18 protein-coding genes are annotated in these 17,597 nt (G+C 69.5%); 15 read left to right on the forward strand and 3 right to left on the reverse strand.

The window, feature by feature from the left end:
* Positions 1 to 27: 27 nt before the first annotated feature.
* Entirely contained in the window at positions 28 to 1,203 is a 1,176-nt protein-coding gene (locus FBY35_RS21715) for a DUF2254 family protein (RefSeq protein WP_160159310.1), read from the reverse strand.
* Between the two features lie 352 nt (positions 1,204 to 1,555).
* On the opposite strand from FBY35_RS21715, the gene FBY35_RS36175 reads away from it, so the two are divergent.
* A complete protein-coding gene (locus FBY35_RS36175; RefSeq protein ID WP_160159311.1) occupies positions 1,556 to 1,792 on the forward strand; it encodes a hypothetical protein in 237 nt (78 codons plus the stop codon).
* 136 nt (positions 1,793 to 1,928) lie between these two features.
* Here FBY35_RS36175 and FBY35_RS21720 read toward each other — a convergent pair whose 3' ends face one another.
* A complete protein-coding gene (locus tag FBY35_RS21720; RefSeq protein ID WP_186357146.1) occupies positions 1,929 to 4,313 on the reverse strand; it encodes a phosphoketolase in 2,385 nt (794 codons plus the stop codon).
* Positions 4,314 to 4,336: 23 nt separating this feature from the next.
* On the opposite strand from FBY35_RS21720, the gene ppk2 reads away from it, so the two are divergent.
* Complete coding sequence (ppk2, locus tag FBY35_RS21725) at positions 4,337 to 5,158, forward strand: polyphosphate kinase 2 (RefSeq protein ID WP_142215671.1); 822 nt, start codon at positions 4,337 to 4,339, stop codon at positions 5,156 to 5,158.
* Positions 5,159 to 5,403: 245 nt separating this feature from the next.
* On the opposite strand, the gene FBY35_RS21730 is transcribed toward ppk2, so the two are convergent.
* A complete protein-coding gene (locus FBY35_RS21730) occupies positions 5,404 to 5,868 on the reverse strand; it encodes a cyclic nucleotide-binding domain-containing protein (protein WP_142218096.1) in 465 nt (154 codons plus the stop codon).
* Between the two features lie 215 nt (positions 5,869 to 6,083).
* On the opposite strand from FBY35_RS21730, the gene FBY35_RS21735 reads away from it, so the two are divergent.
* The 13 genes from FBY35_RS21735 to FBY35_RS21800 all read left to right on the forward strand — a co-directional run bounded on the left by FBY35_RS21735 (position 6,084) and on the right by FBY35_RS21800 (position 17,232).
* The gene (locus tag FBY35_RS21735; protein ID WP_142215672.1) at positions 6,084 to 7,151 is read left to right on the forward strand and encodes a zinc-dependent alcohol dehydrogenase family protein; all 1,068 of its coding nucleotides are present in this window, start codon (positions 6,084 to 6,086) and stop codon (positions 7,149 to 7,151) included.
* 180 nt (positions 7,152 to 7,331) lie between these two features.
* Positions 7,332 to 7,985 (forward strand): DUF4389 domain-containing protein, encoded by a 654-nt coding sequence (locus FBY35_RS21740; protein ID WP_142215673.1) that lies wholly within the window; start codon positions 7,332 to 7,334, stop codon positions 7,983 to 7,985.
* Between the two features lie 133 nt (positions 7,986 to 8,118).
* Complete coding sequence (locus tag FBY35_RS21745; protein WP_142215674.1) at positions 8,119 to 8,787, forward strand: hypothetical protein; 669 nt, start codon at positions 8,119 to 8,121, stop codon at positions 8,785 to 8,787.
* Positions 8,777 to 8,959 (forward strand): hypothetical protein, encoded by a 183-nt coding sequence (locus FBY35_RS21750; protein ID WP_142215675.1) that lies wholly within the window; start codon positions 8,777 to 8,779, stop codon positions 8,957 to 8,959. Before FBY35_RS21745 ends, FBY35_RS21750 begins: the two co-directional genes overlap by 11 nt.
* Positions 8,960 to 9,051: 92 nt before the next feature.
* A complete protein-coding gene (gene dhaK, locus FBY35_RS21755; RefSeq protein ID WP_142215676.1) occupies positions 9,052 to 10,044 on the forward strand; it encodes a dihydroxyacetone kinase subunit DhaK in 993 nt (330 codons plus the stop codon).
* Between the two features lie 38 nt (positions 10,045 to 10,082).
* Complete coding sequence (gene dhaL / locus FBY35_RS21760) at positions 10,083 to 10,688, forward strand: dihydroxyacetone kinase subunit DhaL (protein ID WP_142215677.1); 606 nt, start codon at positions 10,083 to 10,085, stop codon at positions 10,686 to 10,688.
* On the forward strand, positions 10,685 to 11,095 hold the full coding sequence (locus tag FBY35_RS21765; protein WP_142215678.1) for a PTS-dependent dihydroxyacetone kinase phosphotransferase subunit DhaM: 411 nt from the start codon (positions 10,685 to 10,687) through the stop codon (positions 11,093 to 11,095). The genes dhaL and FBY35_RS21765 overlap by 4 nt, the downstream gene beginning before the upstream one ends.
* Positions 11,096 to 11,490: 395 nt before the next feature.
* Positions 11,491 to 12,039 (forward strand): hypothetical protein, encoded by a 549-nt coding sequence (locus FBY35_RS36495; RefSeq protein WP_186357031.1) that lies wholly within the window; start codon positions 11,491 to 11,493, stop codon positions 12,037 to 12,039.
* 15 nt (positions 12,040 to 12,054) lie between these two features.
* Entirely contained in the window at positions 12,055 to 12,687 is a 633-nt protein-coding gene (locus tag FBY35_RS21780; protein ID WP_142215679.1) for a class F sortase, read from the forward strand.
* A gap of 83 nt (positions 12,688 to 12,770) precedes the next feature.
* On the forward strand, positions 12,771 to 12,986 hold the full coding sequence (locus tag FBY35_RS21785) for a hypothetical protein (RefSeq protein ID WP_142215680.1): 216 nt from the start codon (positions 12,771 to 12,773) through the stop codon (positions 12,984 to 12,986).
* Positions 12,987 to 13,194: 208 nt separating this feature from the next.
* Positions 13,195 to 13,977: a glucosamine-6-phosphate deaminase gene (gene nagB, locus FBY35_RS21790; RefSeq protein WP_142215681.1), complete on the forward strand. Its 783-nt coding sequence runs from the start codon at positions 13,195 to 13,197 to the stop codon at positions 13,975 to 13,977.
* A gap of 199 nt (positions 13,978 to 14,176) precedes the next feature.
* Positions 14,177 to 15,493, forward strand: a complete 1,317-nt coding sequence (locus tag FBY35_RS21795; protein WP_142215682.1) for a globin domain-containing protein — start codon at positions 14,177 to 14,179, stop codon at positions 15,491 to 15,493.
* A 176-nt stretch (positions 15,494 to 15,669) separates the two neighbouring features.
* Entirely contained in the window at positions 15,670 to 17,232 is a 1,563-nt protein-coding gene (locus FBY35_RS21800; protein ID WP_142215683.1) for an APC family permease, read from the forward strand.
* Positions 17,233 to 17,597 lie beyond the last annotated feature (365 nt).

The following is a 17,597-nucleotide window of genomic DNA, read 5'->3' on the forward strand; positions in this document are numbered from 1 at the left end:
GCATAGCTTTGCGAAATTTGCCCCGCACTATGGCGTTTTCTCGCTGTACCGCTCCCAGTGCAGCGGGTAGTCCTCGGCCCCGGCGTCCTCCACCCAGCGCAGCCGGTCTCTCACCAGGGGGCGCCGCTCGGCCGGGCACGCCTCCATCAGCCGCCGCAGCATCGTGCGGATCCTGAGCAGCGCCATGGGTGAGTCGACGGCGGCGACGGTGATGTCGTCGACCGAGATGGTCACATACCGCTCCCATGCGGGCACCGGGACGATCAGCCGCACGGTCCCATCGGCGTCGGGGATACGGCCGATGTCCAGGTCACGGTCCGCGAGACGGATCAGCAGGTCCTCGATGTGGTCCAGCGCCTGGACGGCGGTCGCGGGGTCGTTGATGGCCGGCGAGAGCGCCTTGAGTGCGATGTCGGCCAGGAGCCGGAAGGGGAATTCAGGGTCCTGGGAGAAGCTGCGCTCCTCGCCGGTCAGCAGCGCCGCGCGCAGCGCTTCCCCGGGCAGCTCTCCGCCCCGCACCTCGGCGAGCGCCATGCCGCGCGCCATCATGGCGCCCACGGACTGACGAAGGGTGATCACGCAGCCGTGCTGCCTCGCCGCGGCGACCAGTGCGGGCACATCGATCTGCTCAAGGACCGCCGCTCGCCCGGTCCACCGCACGATGAGGACCCCTGCGGGGCCGGGCGGTGCACCGGCGGCGGGCGCGGCACCGCCGTACGGCTTCGCGTAGAGCACATCGAATACGTGGTACGCCCGTGAGGTGATCGCGGCCAGCGTCGGGGCCAGCTGGAGCGAGTGGAACGCCCTGGTCTGAAGGGTGCGCATCAGGAGCAGTGCCACCAGCGCGAGGACCACGGCCACCCACGGCACAAAGGCGGACACTCTCTGCTCGGTCCCGATCGCCAGCCCCGCGGTCATCGAGAAGACGAAGACCCCGATGGAGAAGGCGAAGGTCCGCCACACGATGGGATCGTCACGGAACAGGCGCAGACGGGGGCTGAAGGTGGTGGCGTTGAACTGCACCACCAGGAAAAGTACCGAATAGATGATGCTCACCAGGCTGACGACGCCGAACCCGACGGTGAAGAGCAGGTTCACCACACGGCCGGCGTCGACCTGCGGCCCGGCCGACACCTCCGGGACCGCGAGTCCGAGACCGAAGCCCCCGACCGCGCAGAGCAGCTGGCTCAGCTCCGCGCGCATCGCGCGCCGGGGCCGCCGGAAGAGCCCGGGGGACCGCCTCCTCCGCCATGGCCATGCCCGGGCGCCCCGGGGTCCTGCACCGCGGTCCGCTCCGGACATCCGGCCTCCTACCGGTCTCGGACGACGCATCGAAAGCCCGGGTGAGGGGGCATCACACCGCCCGTTCACGTATCGGAAGGCTGAGTTCACCGTACGAAAGGGCGGTCCGCGCCGCGCGCCGGACACCCGATCGGAGCAATAACGGACGCCCCTGTCAGGACATTTCCCGTGCGAACCCGCAGGCTGATGCCTGAGAGTCCCCGACGAGGCGCCGGGAGCACCCGGCCCGGCGCCCATCCCCAGGAGGCCGCTCATGACCGCAGCCGGCGGACTGGCCCTCATAGCCCTCGGAGCGCTCCTCAGGTTCTTCGTCCCCTGGCAGCTCAGCTGGGTCGATGTCGATCTCATCGGCTCGGTCTTCATGATCGCGGGCGCTGCGGCGCTCGCCTTCGGCACGGTGTGCGCCTTCAGCACAGAGCGCCGCATCGCGCGCCGCGTCCGGTCCCATGTCTACGAGCGGCGCTGGTACGACGAGCCGCCCCAGTCGTGACGTGACTTCCCCGATGCCCGGGCGCCGGGCTCAGGCAGCCGCGACCGTCCCCGAGTTCGGCGAGGAGCGCGTCCGCGCGGCGATAAAGGCGCTGGCGGAGCGTTCGTAGGGGCGAAGCGCGCCGCGCGCAGCGCGATCAGCCGGTCCAGGTCCAGTCGGCGACCTCCGGCAGGTCGGTGCCGTGCTCGCGGATCCAGGCGTGGTGGCGGGTGCGCGTGTCCGCCATCGCCTGGCGTACTGCCGCCGCCCGTACGCCGAGCCCGGGGACCCGGTCGATGACGTCCATGACGAGCCGGTACCGGTCGAGGTCGTTGCGTACGACCATGTCGAAGGGCGTCGTCGTCGTGCCCATCTCCTTGTAGCCGCGGACATGGAGGTTGGGGTGGCCGGCCCGGCGGTAGGCGAGGCGGTGAACCAGCCAGGGGTACCCGTGGTACGCGAAGATCACCGGCTTGTCCCGGGTGAACAGCGCGTCGTACTCGAAGTCCGGCATGCCGTGCGGGTGTTCCTCCATGGGCATCAGCCTGGTCATGTCGACGACGTTGACGACGCGCACCGCGAGGTCGGGCACATGCCGGCGCAGCAACTGCGCGGCAGCCAGCACCTCCTGGGTGGGCACGTCACCTGCGCAGGCGAGGACGACGTCCGGTTCACGTTCGTGGTTCGTGCCCGCCCACTCCCAGAACCCGGCTCCGCGCGCGCAGTGGACGCGTGCTTCGTCCAGCGACAGCCAGTCGAAGCAGGGCTGCTTCCCGGCGACGATCACATTGACGTAGTCACGACTGTGCAGGACATGGTCGGCCACGGACAGCAGGGTGTTGGCGTCCGGCGGCAGATAGACCCGTACGACCTCGGGGCTCTTGTTGAGGACGTGGTCGACGAAGCCGGGATCCTGGTGCGAGAAGCCGTTGTGGTCCTGCCGCCAGACGTGCGAGGTGAGCAGGTAGTTGAGGGAGGCGACAGGCGCCCGCCACGGCAGCGACCGGGCGGTCCTGAGCCACTTGATGTGCTGGTTGACCATCGAGTCGACGATATGGACGAACGCCTCGTAGCAGGAGAACAGTCCGTGCCGGCCGGTGAGCAGATAGCCCTCCAGCCAGCCCTGGCACAGATGCTCGGACAGCACCTCCATGACCCGGCCGTCGTGGGTGAGGTGTTCGTCGGTCGGCTTGGTCTGTGCCTGCCACGCCTTGCCGGTGACGTCGAAGAGGGCATCGAGCCGGTTGGATGCCGTCTCGTCCGGTCCCACGACGCGGAAGTCCCTCCGTCCGGCAGTGTCCGCCATCAGCCGGGCCACGAGACCACCCAGGACGCGGGTCGGTTCGTGCAGGGTCGCGCCGGGTTTGTCGACGGGCACGGCGAAGTGTTCCAGCGGGCGTACGGGCAGGTCCCGGACGAGAAGCCCGCCATTGGCGTGAGGCGTGGAGCCGAGTCGCCGCTCGCCCTCGGGGACGCAGGCCAGCACCTGCGGGCTCGGCCTGCCCGAGGCGTCGAACAGCTCCTCGGGACGGTACGACCGCAGCCATGCCTGCAGCTGGGCGAGGTGCGCCGGGTTGTCCCGTACGCCGGAGAGGGGGACTTGATGGGAGCGCCACGTCCCTTCGACAAGGACGCCGTCGACCTCGTGGGGTCCCGTCCAGCCCTTCGGCGTACGGAGCACGATCATCGGCCAGCGTGGCCGTTGCCGCTCTCCCCCGCCGCGGGCTTCCTGCTGGATCGCGTCGATGCTGTCCAGCGCCTCGTCCATCGCCGCGGCCATGGCCCGGTGCACCTGCTCCGGTTCGTCGCCGGTGACATGCAGCGGCTCATGGCCGTATCCACGCAGCAGATCGTCGAGTTCCGCCTCGGGCAGCCGGGAGAGGACGGTCGGGTTGGCGATCTTGTAGCCGTTGAGGTGGAGGATCGGCAGCACCGCGCCGTCGCCCGCCGGGTCGAGGAATTTGTTGGAGTGCCAGGAGGCGGCGAGCGGTCCGGTCTCCGCCTCGCCGTCGCCGATCACACAGGCGACCAGGAGATCCGGGTTGTCGAGCGCGGCCCCATAGGCATGAGCGAGGGAGTAGCCGAGCTCCCCTCCCTCGTGGATGGAGCCGGGCGTCTCCGGTGCGACATGGCTCGGCACTCCGCCGGGGAACGAGAACTGCCGGAAGAGCCGTTCCATACCGGCAGCGTCCCGGCTGACATCCGGATAGACGGCGCTGTAACTGCCTTCCAGCCAGGCGTTCGCAAGGACCGCGGGTCCCCCGTGTCCCGGCCCCCAGATGCACAGGGCGGACAGATCACGGGCCTTGACAACCCGGTTGAGGTGGGTGTGGACGAGATTGAGACCGGGTGAGGTACCCCAATGGCCGAGCAGCCGCGGCTTGATGTGCGCGGGGCTAAGCGGCTCGGTCAGCAGGGGGTTGCCCATCAGATAGATCTGTCCGACCGCGAGGTAGTTGGCGGCCCGCCAGTGCGCGTCGAGCGCCTTCAGCTCCTCGGCGTCCAGCACGGTGCGGTCCTGACGCTTGCCCTTGCGGATCATCATTTCCTCCATAGGGTCGTTGCATGGCAGGCAAGAAGGCGACGAAGCAGCCCGCGAAGGTGCCGCGTGAGCTGTACGAACGTGAGCTGTACCGGTTGCAGACGGAACTGGTGAAACTCCAGGAGTGGGTGCGCGTCGAGGGCGCCCGCCTCGTCGTGGTCTTCGAAGGGCGCGACGCGGCCGGCAAGGGCGGCACCATCAAACGGGTCGCGGACCTTCTCAATCCGCGCGTGGCGCGCATCGTCGCGCTCCCCAAGCCGACCGAGCGCGAGCGCACCCAGTGGTACTTCCAGCGCTACACCGAACATCTTCCGGCCGCCGGGGAAATGGTCCTCTTCGACCGGAGTTGGTACAACCGGGCCGGTGTCGAGCGCGTCATGGGCTTCTGCACCAAGGAGGAGCACCAGCGGTTCCTCCATCAGTGCCCGATCTTCGAGCGCATGCTGGTGGAGGACGGGATCCTGCTGCGCAAGTACTGGTTCTCGGTGAGCGACGCCGTGCAGGAGCAGCGGTTCCGCCGGCGGCTGGAGGATCCCACGCGGCGCTGGAAGCTCTCGGCGATGGACCTGGAGTCGATCACCCATTGGGAGGCGTACTCCCGGGCGAAGGACGACATGCTCGTCCATACCGACATCCCGGAGGCGCCGTGGTTCGTCGTCGAGAGCGACGACAAGCGCCGGGCACGGCTCAACATGATCGCCCACCTGCTGTCCACCGTGCCCTACCACGATGTGCCGCTCCCGGCGCTGACGCTCCCGCCGCGGCCGCCTTCCTCCGGCTATGAGCGGCCGCCGCGGGATCTGCAGACCTACGTGCCCGATCATGCCGCGGGGCTCATGGGCTAAGCCCGGCCAGGGCTGGTCCACGATCTCCACCGCCCTCCTCCCGGCATCCGGCTGAGGTCTCTGTCCGCACAGTCGCACCGAGGCGGACCGCGGTGGAGGGGCGGTTCGGCCCTTGTCGGGGACCTTTGGCCCCTCGTGGCGGCCGACGGGACGGCGGCCGGCTACGGCTGGTGGCTCGATGGCGCCAGGGCATCGCAGTGGCGTGCGACCGGCCCTGTGCCGGGGTGCTCGTGCGTGTCCGGCTCTCAGCATTCCTGGTCCTGGTCCGGGTCCATGCCGGCCGAGGGTCCGTACAGGTCGAGCAGTCGGCCACGGGCGGACTTCAGCCGGTGCGCGATCACTTCGGCGATGCGGTGGGTCAGGGCCAGGCCGAACTCCGGATCGTCGTCGCACAGAGCTCGTACTTTCACGGCGTCGAATTCCATCGTCCGGACCGGAGTGACCGCCTGGGCGCCGAGATGCCAGCTGCGCGGCGAGAAGAGCCAGGACCAGCCCAGCAGATCTCCCGGGCCCAGCCGTTCGACGACGGCGGCGCGCCGGCCCGGCACATGCAGGTCGAGGTCGACGGCCCCGGTACGGATGATCCAGAAACGGTCCGCCCGGCCGCCTTCCTCGAAGATGCGCGTACCGGCAGGGAACGTCCTCTCCTCGGCAAGTTCCATCAGCCTGTCCCGGCCCTCCGGTGGCAGGACGTTCAGCAGCGCGGGCATCGTGGTCATTGCCGTATCCGTCCTTCGGGGCCGGGTCCGGGGACCGGGCTGGGGTGGTCGTCTTCAACCTTGCCCCCAGCTCGGCCGGGCGGCGAGGCAACCGGCGCGGGCCCGTAGGTCCCTGGTCTCGGGCCGGACGGCCCCTGCTTTCCCGCAGCACCGGGAACACGCTGGTCGGGAAGGCACCAGGCACAGCACACGAGGAGAGGAACACCATGAAGGCTCTCGTTTTCCACGGCCCGGGCCAGGCCTCATGGGACACGGTGGCGGATCCGGGCATCCAAGAGCCCACTGACATCGTCGTCCGGGTCGACACCACCACCATCTGCGGAACGGACCTGCACATCCTCAAGGGCGACGTACCCGAGGTAACCCCCGGTACGGTCCTCGGACACGAGGCCGTCGGCGAGGTCGTCGAGGCGGGCAGTGACGTCCGCACGGTCCGCCCCGGGGACCGGGTGCTCGTCTCCTGTATCTCCCCCTGTGGCCGCTGCCGTTACTGCCGCGAGCAGATGTACGGGCAGTGCCGCGGCAACGGCGGATGGGTGCTGGGCCACCTGATCGACGGCACGCAGGCCGAGTACGTACGCGTTCCCTTCGCCGACTTCTCCGTCCACCCGCTTCCGGCAGCGGTGCACAGCAGCGACGCCGTACTGCTGTCCGACATCTTCCCCACCGCGTACGAGGTGGGGGTCCTCAACGGAGGTGTGCTGCCGGGCGACACCGTCGTGGTCGTCGGGGCCGGGCCGATCGGACTCGCGACCATCGCGACGGCGCGGCTGTTCTCCCCCGGCAGGATCATCGCCGTGGATCTGGTCACGTCCCGGCTGGACGCCGCTCGTGAACTCGGCGCCGATGCGGTCGTCAACGCGGCGGAAGGGCCCGAGTCGCTGGTCTCGGACCTGACCGAGGGGCTCGGGGCGGATGTGGCCGTCGAGGCCGTCGGTGTCCCCGAGACCTTCGAACTCTGCACCCGGGTGGTCCGGCCGGGAGGCCGCGTGGCGAATGTGGGCGTGCACGGGAAGCCCGCGACGCTTCATCTGGAGGACCTCTGGATCAAGAACGTGACCATCAGGACCGGGCTCGTGGACACGTACTCCACGCCGGTGCTGCTGGCCATGCTCGCGGCCGGCCGACTGCCGGCGTCCGCTCTCGCGACCCACCGCTTCGAGCTCGCTCAGATCGAGGAGGCGTACGAGGTCTTCGCCAAGACAGCCGACACGGGCGCGCTGAAGGTCGTCCTGGGCGGCCCGGAGCACAAGGACGTGGAGCGCACCGGCTGAGACACGACACGGCAGGTCAGAAAGGATCACAACATCCTGGAGCCTGCCCTCCGGGACCGGTCGGCCCCTTCTGCGCGGCTGCGCGCGACCCGCGGCTCGGAATGACCGGGGCGCCCGGCGCGCGCAAGCTGGAATTAGCCCTCGATCTACGAGGGCACGTGTACGAAGGAGCTGACAGCCATGACGACGACTCCGGCGGCGTACGACCCGGTGAGAGTGGACGCGGTGCTCGACGCACCGCTGTCACGCTGGCTCTGGCTGCTGAAATGGCTGATGCTGATCCCGCACTACATCGTGCTGTGCTTCCTCTGGATCGGTTTCTTCCTGGTCAGTGTGGTCGCCTTCTTCGCCATTCTGTTCACGGAGCGCTACCCACGGCCGCTGTTCGACTTCAGCGTCGGAGTGCTCCGCTGGACCTGGCGGGTCTCGTACTACGGATACGGGGCGCTGGCCACCGACCGTTACCCACCGTTCAGCCTGGGCGAGGAACCCGGCTATCCGGCCCGCCTGGACATCGCCTACCCGGAGCGGCTGTCCCGCGGCCTGGTGCTGGTGAAATGGTGGCTGCTCGCCATCCCGCACTACATCGTGATCGCCTTCTTCGTGGGCGGCTTCCACGCGGGCTGGTGGGACGGCGGCCTGGTCGGCGTGCTCGCCATCATCGCGGCCGTCATCGTCGCCTTCAGGGAGAAGTACCCGCGGGACCTGTTCGATCTCGTCATGGGTCTCGACCGGTGGGTTCTGCGGGTCGCCGCGTACGCGACCCTGCTGACCGACGTGTACCCGCCCTTCAGGCTCGACATGGGCGGTACCGACCCGGCACCCGTGCGCTGAGCGTGCGCGGGGTGGACCTTGACCTCCGCCTGGCAGGTCTCCGGCCGAAACCCGGGCCGTTCGGCCCCTGCGCCGTGTGAGGTACCGCCTCACACTGGAGGCATCGGGCACGTATCGGACCTGGGAGGTTGTGATGAACGCCGACACGACCATGGATACGGTCACCGCGCCCCTGTTGCTCGACCAGGCGCTGCCGGACTTCCGGTTCACCCGCCTCGAGTGCGTGATGATCACCGCCCCGCCCTCTGCGGTGTACGAAGCCACGCGCGAGCTGGACCTGCTCACCATTCACGCACCGCTGTTCGACGCGGTCATGTGGGTGCGCGGGATGCCGTACCGGCTTCGCAGCCGCCCCATGCCCACGCCGCCGACGATGCGGGTGGCCGATCTCTTCGACGTCGCCGGCAAGCGTGACCAGGACCAGCCCTGGGTGGCGCTCGGCGAGAGTCCACGACGGGAACTCGTCTTCGGAGCCGTCGGCAAGGTATGGAAGCCCGCCATCGAATGGCACCGGATCGAGCCGGAGGCGTTCGCCGCCTTCGACGAGCCCGGCTGGGCGAAGATGGCGGCCGCTTTCACCATTCATCCGTACGGCACGCAGCGCTCCCTGCTGGTCTACGAGGCGCGCACCGTCTGCACCGACCCGGCGTCCACGGCCCGCTTCGGCCGCTACTGGACGCTCGTCTCACCGGGTGTCGGCATCGTTCTGCGCACCGCGCTGCGGTCGGTCAGGACGGCCGTGGAACACCGGGACAAGCCAGGACCCGTCCGAGTGGAAAGCGCGGAAAGGGATGAGACGTGATGCGTGTCGTCGTTGTGCGGGCGGTGCCGCCCCCGCCATCGCCCGCAGGCTGAAGGGCCACGGCTGTCAACTCGCCGCGGAACCCGAGGCTTTCATCATCGAGGACACCGAGGGCTCGCTGCGCGAGGACGAGTTCGACCGGGCGAGGGCCCGGGGCGCTGCGCTCGACTGAGGCGACCCCTGCGCAGTCCGTGCCTCACGGGCGCCTTGCGCCGATACTGGGCTGGGCCGGCAGGCAGCCGCTCCACTCACCAGGAGGTACCCGTGAGGATGCTCATCAATGTGCCGGAGACCGTCGTCGCCGACGCCCTCCGCGGTATGGCGGCCGCACATCCCGAGTTGTCCGTCGATGTGGAGAACCGGGTGATCGTGCGGCGTGACGCTCCCGTCGCAGGAAAGGTCGGGCTGGTCTCCGGGGGCGGTTCGGGGCACGAGCCGCTGCACGGCGGCTTCGTCGGGCCCGGAATGCTCGCGGCGGCGTGCCCGGGAGAGGTCTTCACGAGTCCGGTGCCCGATCAGATGGTGCGGGCGGCCGCCGCCGTCGACAGCGGCGAGGGTGTGCTGTTCGTCGTCAAGAACTACACGGGCGACGTCCTCAACTTCGACATGGCCGCCGAGCTCGCAGAGGACGAGGGGGTACGCCTGGCCAAGGTGCTGGTGAACGACGATGTAGCGGTGACCGACAGCCTCTACACGGCCGGCCGGCGCGGTACCGGCGCCACTCTGTTCGTCGAGAAGATCGCCGGTGCGGCCGCCGAGGAGGGCGCGCCGCTGGAGCGCGTCGAGTCGATCGCCCGGCAGGTCAACGAGAACTCCCGAAGCTTCGGCGTCGCGCTCAGCGCCAGTACGACGCCCGCGAAAGGCAGCCCGACCTTCGATCTCCCGCCGGGCGAGCTGGAGTTGGGCATCGGCATTCACGGCGAGCCGGGCCGCGAGCGGCGCCCGATGATGACCTCGCGCGAGATCGCGGACTTCGCCGTCAACGCGGTGCTCGAGGATCTGCCTCCCACCTCTCCGGTGATCGTGCTCGTCAATGGCATGGGCGCCACTCCGCTGCTGGAGCTGTACGGCTTCAACGCCGAGGTGCAGCGGGTGCTGAGCGAGCGCCGGGTGCCCGTCGTCCGTACCCTCGTCGGGAACTATGTGACGTCACTCGACATGGCGGGTTGTTCGGTGACGCTCTGTCAGGTCGACGAGGAGCTGCTGCGGTTGTGGGACGCGCCGGTTGAGACGCCGGCCCTGCGCTGGGGCCGCTGAACCACCAGCCCCCGTTCGACTCACCCCAGGGAGTTCATGTGCTCGACGCCGAATTCTTCCGTCGCTGGCTGACGGCAGCCGCGGCCCGTGTGGACCGTGAGGCGGACCGGCTGACCGAGCTGGACTCGGCGATCGGCGACGCCGACCACGGCACCAACATGCAGCGCGGATTCACCGCGGTGACGGCGGCCCTGGACAAGGAGTCGCCGCAGACGCCGGGAGCCGCACTGACCCTGGCGGGGCGGCAGTTGATCTCCACGGTGGGCGGAGCATCGGGCCCGTTGTACGGCACACTGCTGCGGCGTACGGGCAAGGCGCTCGGCGACGATGCCGAGGTGACGCCCTGTCAGCTCGCCGACGCCCTGCGCACGGGAGTGGCGGCGGTCGCGCAGCTCGGCGGGGCCAAGGCCGGGGACAAGACGATGCTGGACGCACTGGAGCCCGCTGTCGCAGCCCTCGGCGACAGCACCGAGTCGTTCGCAGCAGCACGCGAGGCGGCCGAGGCGGGCGCGCTCGCGACCGTACCGCTGCAGGCACGCAAGGGCAGGGCCAGCTATCTGGGCGAGCGCAGCATCGGGCACCAGGACCCGGGCGCGACCTCCTCGGCCCTGCTGATCGCGGCGCTCGCGGAGGTGGCGGGATGAGCCAGGGCAAACGGGTCGGGATCGTCCTGGTCTCGCACAGCAATGAGGTGGCGGCGGCCGTCGCCGAACTGGCCAAGGGGCTCGCGGGCGGCGGCCCGACCGCGCCCGTGGCCCCGGCGGGCGGAACCCCCGACGGCGGACTCGGCACCAGCTCGGAGCTGATCTCGGCGGCCGCGGCTTCGGTGGACGGTGGCGCGGGGGTGGCCGTACTCGTCGATCTGGGCAGTGCCGTACTGACGGTGAAGGCACTGCTGGCCGAGGGCGATGAACTCCCCAACGGGACACGGCTGGTGGACGCGCCGTTCGTGGAGGGCGCGGTGGCGGCGCTGGTGACCGCGTCGACGGGCGGGGATCTCGATGCCGTCGTGGCCGCGGCCTCGGAGGCGTACGGCTACCGGAAGGTGTGAGCCCAAAGCCCGGGCGCAGACAGCCGGCCCTCGTCACGATCGACAGGTCCGTGCGCCCATTGCCACAGCGGCTCGCGAAGGCGTACGAGTGCGGTGTCCTGCGCCCGGAAGGCTGACGGCACCGGGGAACACCTTCCAAAAGGGTGACGCCGTCACCCCGGTGGCCCCGGTCGTCGCTGCGCAGGCACCGGTTCGGCCGGGGCACCCTGGCATACCGCGTGACCTGGCACGACCGTGACAGCCGCGACGCCCGACGGGGCGACACACAGCCCCCGCGCACCCCGCGCCGCATGCGCCACCCCCGTCGGCCCACCTAGCGTCAGTCCCTACGAGGGGCATTTATCCCATTTCGCCGAACTTCCGCCATTGCTCCTCGGGAACTTGGAGAACTGACCATGCGTGCGATACATGTCCCCTCCCTCGTGCTGATCGGCACCGCCGCGCTGGCTCTCGGCACCCCGGCCGCCCTCGCCGACGACGGGGGCAGCATCACCTCGTTCGGCTCCACCATCACGCCCACGACTCAGTCGCCGGGCGACCCCGCACCCCTCAGCGGCACCGAGTGCGAGGCCGAGCCCGGCAACGCGGACTGCCTGGGCGAGGCGAGCACGAGCGTCGCCGACGGGTCGGACCTGTACGGCGGGCAGACCGGGAAGACTGGGCAGGCCGAGATGACGGACCCGACGGACGGGACCGACATGACAGGGAAGGCCGAGCCCTCCAAGCCCATGGAGCCCGTCGAGCCCGCATGGCCCGTCGAGCCCACCAAACCGGTCAAGCCCGTCAAGCCCGCCAAGCCCATCGGCGGCGTGAAGGGAGGCACCGGCGGCAGCTTCGCCGACCTGAGCCCCACACAGATCGGCGTCGGATCCGCTCTCATCGCGGGCGCGCTCGCCGGTGGAGGTGTCCTGATGCTGCGCCGCCCCAACGAGAACGGCAGCTGACACAAGGGGACGCCCATGCCCACATCCAGCAGACGCGGCACCTGGTTCACGCTCGCCTGCGTCCTGCTGCTCGGGCTCTTTCTCGTACGCAACGGAGCAGGTGAGGCGACCGGCGGCCCACCCCAGCCCCGCGCCGCCGCAGCCGCACACAAGAGCGCGGCCGAACCTCTGCCGGCCGCGCCCGGTCCACTCCCCCACTCCCTGCCGCGGCGGATCGTCGTTCCGTCGCTCCGGGTCGACGCCCCGCTGACCGCGGTCGGCCTCGACGCCGACGGCTGGGTCGATGCGCCACCGCTGCACAACGGCAATCTCGCCGGCTGGTACCGGGGCGGGGTCAGCCCCGGCGAACGGGGCACGTCCGTCGTCGTCGGCCATGTCGACAACCCGGCGGGCCCGGCCGTCTTCTACTCGCTCGGCTCGCTCCAGCGGGGCAGCCGTATCGAGATCCTGCGCGGCGACGGACGCATTGCGGTGTTCGCCGTCTACGCCGTCCAGGTGTTCGCCAAGAAGAACTTCCCCGCCGCCCAGATCTACCGGGACGCGCCTCGGCCGGAGCTGCGGGTCCTCACCTGCGGCGGCGGGTATGCGAAGAAGACCGGTTACGACGGGAACATCGTGGCGTTCGCCCGGCTGACCGAGGTGCGCTGAGGCCCTGCGGGGGGGGCCGCCCTGGCGCGGGCGTGCGACCGCGCCACCGCTGCCCTGTCAGTCCGGGCTGCCAGACTGCGGCCATGTCCGCTCCCCGTCGCCGCTGCCCCGTGTGCCGCCGTGAAATCGCCGTCGTAGCCGGGCGGTTCGCCCGCCATGACCCCGCGGGCGCGCGGACTGCGGCCGAGCTCGTCTCCTGTCCCGGGTCCCGGCGTCAGGCGCCGCTCGATCCGGCGCTGCAGCCGGATCTCGACGGCGCCGTCGTGCCGGATTTCCCGGGCCAGCTGCCCCTGTTCTGAGCCGCGTCGCTCGGCCGAGCTGCGCCCGCCCGCCATCCACAGGTCACTCTCCCCTCACCCGCGCGCCGAGCCCGCGGCGCCGTTGGCGCGCCGTCGCAGCGGGGATTTCCGTCAGGTTTCACCCCGGGTACGCCTGCCAGGCGCGACAGAAGCCCACCCACCAGGTACATTGGTCTACACCACTCGCGCTTCAGGGACAGGGATCTTCGTGGAAGTTGTCATCGTTCCGGACTCCGCCGCCGGCGGCGAGCTCATTGCCGACGCCATGGCCGACCTGCTGCGACGCAAGCCCGACGCTCTTCTGGGCGTTGCCACGGGATCAACTCCGCTGCCCGTCTACCAAGCCCTCGCGGCCAAGGTGCACGGCGGGGAGGTGGACGCCTCCCGGGCCAGGATCTGCCAGCTCGACGAGTACGTGGGACTGCCGTCCGGGCACCCCGAGTCCTACCGTTCGGTCGTGCTGCGCGAGGTCGTCGAACCCCTCGGCCTGACCGATGCCTCCTTCATGGGCCCCGACGGCACCGCCGAGGACGTCGCGGCCGCCTGCCTCGCCTATGACCGTGCGCTCGCCGGAGCCGGCGGCGTCGACCTCCAGCTGCTGGGGATAGGCACCGACGGCCACATCGGCTTCAACGAGCCCTGCTCCTCGCTCGCCTCCCGCACCCGGATCAAGACGCTGACCCAGCAGACCCGGCAGGACAACGCGCGGTTCTTCAACGGCCTCGACGAGGTCCCCCACCATGTGATCACCCAGGGCATCGGCACCATCCTGGAAGCCCGCCATGCGGTCCTGCTGGCCACCGGCGAGTCCAAGGCCGACGCCGTGGCGCTCGCCGTCGAGGGCCCGCTCTCCGCTCTGGTACCGGCATCGGCGCTGCAGCTCCACCCGCACGCCACGGTCGTCGTGGACGAGGCCGCGGCCTCCAGCCTCAAGCTCGCCGACTACTTCCGCGCCACGTATGCCGCCAAGCCCGACTGGCAGGGCATCTAGATTCTCTGGCCGGCCCCGGCCGGAAGAGGAATGTTTCGGTCGAGACATAATTTACGACTCAACGGCTCTACGCCGCCCATGAGTTGATACGGTGCGCTGGCTCAGCACTTTTTGACGCGCGTTCAGACGGCGCGCAACGAAGCCGCCCCCTGACCCCGCGCAGTCGGCCGGTGCTTCACAAGGGCGGCGGGGGATACCCATGAACGACGACATCGATGTGGTCAGAGCCAGCCTGGAGAGAGTCAGACGACGGGCCTCCCACGTGGTCCGCTACTTCTACGCGCACCTCTTCAACCGCCATCCGGAGCTGCGCCCGCTGTTTCCGGCCGTGATGGACGATCAGTACGAGCGTCTTTTCACGGCCCTGGTGCATGTCGTGGACCATCTCGACCACCCTGGTCTCCCCGCCCATCTCGAACGGCTCGGCCGGGATCACCGCAAGTTCGGGATAGTCGACGACGACTACGCGGCAGTGGGCGAGAGCCTGGTCGCCGCCGTCCGGTACCACAGCACGTTTTTCTGGGACGGCCGGACCGAAGCGGCCTGGAATCGGGTCTACAGGAGTGCCGCCGAGGCCATGACCGGCGGCGCCCGTCTGTCTCTCGCCGCGGGCGAGCCCGCCTCGTGGGAGGCCACGGTCGTCTCGCACCGGCTTCACGGCGGGCACACGGCTGTCATCCGTGCCGCTCCGTCGGCCCGCTACCCGTGGCTCCCCGGCCAGTACGCCACCATCGAACACCCCGATCTGCCGGGCGTGTGGCGGCCCTATTCCCTGGCGGGCCACCCCGACCGCGACCGTGTGCTCGAATTCCATGTCGGCCGGGTCGACGTAGGCCTGATGAGCAATGTGCTGTGCGACCGCACCGAGCCGGGCCAGATACTCCGGCTGGGCGGCGCCTCGGGATCCGCGCTGGCCCCGCCGCCCGGCACCCCGGCCGTCACCCTGATCGCCGCAGGTACGGGCTGGGCCCCGGTCAAGTCGGTCCTGGAGGAGTTACTTGCCCGCAAACCGGCGCCCCGTGTCCGTGTCGACGTCGTGGCGCGCGGCGAAGCCGACTTCTACGACGGCGGCGCACTGGTCGACCTGCTGCGCGCCCACCCCTGTCTCAGCGCCTACTGGTGGTACCAGGAGCGCGGCGAGGACATGACGCGGGCAGCGGAACGGCTGCACAGCAATCTGAGCGCGCGCCGGGAGCTGCGGGGCGAGACCGTCTATCTGTGCGGACCGGTGATGTTCGTCCAGGAGACGGCCGAGTTGCTGTACGAGTGCGGCTTACCTGCAGAATCGCTCATTCGCGATCCGCTGCCCACCTCCGTGCAGCAGCGCGGATACGTCTCCCACTCGGAACAGTTCCTCGATCCCCGCCCCGTCACCTGGATCGATCCCGAAGCCCGTACCCGCCCGCTCTCCCTCCCGGCGCCCTGGGCGTCGCCGGAGCCGGGGGCAGAGCCCGCGCCGGACGACGGCGACTGGTTCGAACCGCTCAGGAAACCGGCCAGAGCTCCGGGGTGTTAGGTCCTGTCCGGCCTGCAGTCTCGGGCTCCCGCCGGGCATGTTGGCACCGCCCCCACCGATAAGGCCGCCCGGGCACCGGGAAAGGTTCCCGACTTTCGATCAGCCGCCCAAGGGTGTATTCCGGAACGTAGCGGTGCCTCTGCGAGCCCACGTGGCTGACGGCGAAAGGCCGCCCCATGGAAAGACCTACCGGCGAGCCTTCCGGCTCCCCGCCCACGCACACATCCGCGGTGGGCGAGAAGGGACTCAAGCGCGGCGCCCTGAGCCTCGTGTCCTCCGTGGCCATCGGCCTCGCCTCGACAGCCCCCGCGTACAGTCTGGCCGCCACGCTGGGATTCATCGTCCTGGCCGTCGGGCTCCAGTCCCCGGTCGTGGTGATCCTGGGATTCGTCCCGATGCTCTTCATCGCGTACGCCTACAAGGCGATGAACCACGTGGACGCCGACTGCGGGACCACGTTCACCTGGTCGGCGCGGGCCTTCGGGCCGCACACGGCCTGGCTGGGCGGCTGGGGCATCATCATCGCCGACATCATCGTGATGGCGAACCTGGCACAGATCGCGGGCCAGTACGGATTCCAGCTGGTCGGAGCCGACGGCGCGGCCGAGAGCCGCTGGTGGACGATGCTCGCGGGCGTGACCTGGATCGCCGTGATGACGTTCATCTGCTACATCGGCATCGAGATCTCCGCGTTCCTGCAGAAGTGGCTTCTCAGCATCGAGCTCGTCCTCCTCGCCATCCTCTCCATCACGGCCCTGGTGAAGGTGTACGGCGACAACCCGCACCCGGAGTCGCTGCATGTGGCCGCCTCGTGGTTCAACCCCTTCGAGATCGATTCGGCCAGCGCCCTGACCCAGGGTGTTTTGCTGGCAGTCTTCATCTACTGGGGCTGGGACACCGCCGTCTCCGTCAACGAGGAGACCACCGACCGCGAGCGCACCCCTGGCCGGGCCGCCGTCATCTCCACCGTGCTGCTGCTGCTCATCTACCTCCTTGTCACCACGTCGGCGCAGGCCTTCGCCGGTATCGGCGAGAAGGGCATCGGCCTGGCCAACCCCGACAACTCGGGCGACGTCCTGGGCAGTTTCGGTGACGAAGTGTTCGGCACGGAGGGATTCGGCGGGTTCCTGTCGAAGCTGCTGGTCCTCATGGTGCTCACATCGGCCGCCGCCTCCACGCAAACGACGATTCTCCCCACCGCCCGCACCAGCTTCTCGATGGCGACGCACAAGGCCCTCCCCGAGGTCTTCGCGCGGGTCCACCCGCGCTTCCTGACCCCGACCTGGTCGACGGTCGCCATGGGGCTGGCATCGATCGCCTTCTACGCCGGGCTGACGGCCATCAGCGGCAATGTCCTGGAGGACTCGATCGCCTCGGTCGGCCTGGGCATCGCGTTCTACTACGGACTGACCGGCTTCGCCTGCGTCTGGTACTTCCGCAAGGTCCTCACCCGCAGCGCGGCCGACTTCTGGCTCAAGGGCGTGCTCCCCGGCCTCGGCGCCGTGATGCTGCTCTACTTCTTCTGCTACGCGGCCTTCAGCGTCTACGCCGACCCCGAGTACGGCACCACCGTCATCGACCTGCCGTGGATCGGCGACACCGGCGGGGTCTCCGTCATCGGCATCGGCGCCCTGGTGATGGGCGCCATCCTGATGCTCATTCAGCGGGCGGTGCAGGGCTCCTGGTTCCGCAACCCCGACGTGCCCGTCAGCCACGCGTCCAAGTACCCGATTCAATAGGCCTTATTTGGCCACTAAAGGGACACAAGGCGGCGCGCCGGAGCCAGTTGCATTCGGCTTGATTCCCACCCTGGATCGAGTTTTCCTGTGAAGTGCTCGTGAATTCCTCTTCATATTCGGCTGTCGATATCGCTGCGACCACGTCAAATCACCCCCACCGGAGCCGCCGCCCGTGATCGCCGCATGACTGAATCGGTCTCTTGACCCGCCCTCAACGCGCAAACGAGACTTTCCAGAGGCACTCATGCATCAGGAGCCACAAGCACAGGCACATGCCGACGGCCCTGCGAGACCGATATCGCACGGGGTGTGTGACGGGGGAATGCAGTGAAAAACGCGCATGTATGCTCGACGTATATGTGCGG

Source organism: Streptomyces sp. SLBN-118, from assembly GCF_006715635.1.
In the GTDB taxonomy this organism is placed as follows: Bacteria; Actinomycetota; Actinomycetes; order Streptomycetales; family Streptomycetaceae; genus Streptomyces.

Coding starts and splice junctions, on each gene's coding strand:
- FBY35_RS21785 (WP_142215680.1), top strand. CDS start 12,771: ATGTCCGCTCCCCGTCGCCGCTGCCCCGTGTGCCGCCGTGAAATCGCC.
- FBY35_RS21800 (WP_142215683.1), top strand. CDS start 15,670: ATGGAAAGACCTACCGGCGAGCCTTCCGGCTCCCCGCCCACGCACACA.
- FBY35_RS21765 (WP_142215678.1), top strand. CDS start 10,685: ATGAGCCAGGGCAAACGGGTCGGGATCGTCCTGGTCTCGCACAGCAAT.
- FBY35_RS36495 (WP_186357031.1), top strand. CDS start 11,491: ATGCGTGCGATACATGTCCCCTCCCTCGTGCTGATCGGCACCGCCGCG.
- FBY35_RS21715 (WP_160159310.1), bottom strand. CDS start 1,203: ATGCGCGCGGAGCTGAGCCAGCTGCTCTGCGCGGTCGGGGGCTTCGGT.
- FBY35_RS21795 (WP_142215682.1), top strand. CDS start 14,177: ATGAACGACGACATCGATGTGGTCAGAGCCAGCCTGGAGAGAGTCAGA.
- ppk2 (WP_142215671.1), top strand. CDS start 4,337: ATGGCAGGCAAGAAGGCGACGAAGCAGCCCGCGAAGGTGCCGCGTGAG.
- FBY35_RS21735 (WP_142215672.1), top strand. CDS start 6,084: ATGAAGGCTCTCGTTTTCCACGGCCCGGGCCAGGCCTCATGGGACACG.
- FBY35_RS36175 (WP_160159311.1), top strand. CDS start 1,556: ATGACCGCAGCCGGCGGACTGGCCCTCATAGCCCTCGGAGCGCTCCTC.
- FBY35_RS21740 (WP_142215673.1), top strand. CDS start 7,332: ATGACGACGACTCCGGCGGCGTACGACCCGGTGAGAGTGGACGCGGTG.
- FBY35_RS21780 (WP_142215679.1), top strand. CDS start 12,055: ATGCCCACATCCAGCAGACGCGGCACCTGGTTCACGCTCGCCTGCGTC.
- FBY35_RS21745 (WP_142215674.1), top strand. CDS start 8,119: ATGAACGCCGACACGACCATGGATACGGTCACCGCGCCCCTGTTGCTC.
- FBY35_RS21730 (WP_142218096.1), bottom strand. CDS start 5,868: ATGCCCGCGCTGCTGAACGTCCTGCCACCGGAGGGCCGGGACAGGCTG.
- FBY35_RS21720 (WP_186357146.1), bottom strand. CDS start 4,313: ATGATCCGCAAGGGCAAGCGTCAGGACCGCACCGTGCTGGACGCCGAG.
- FBY35_RS21750 (WP_142215675.1), top strand. CDS start 8,777: ATGAGACGTGATGCGTGTCGTCGTTGTGCGGGCGGTGCCGCCCCCGCC.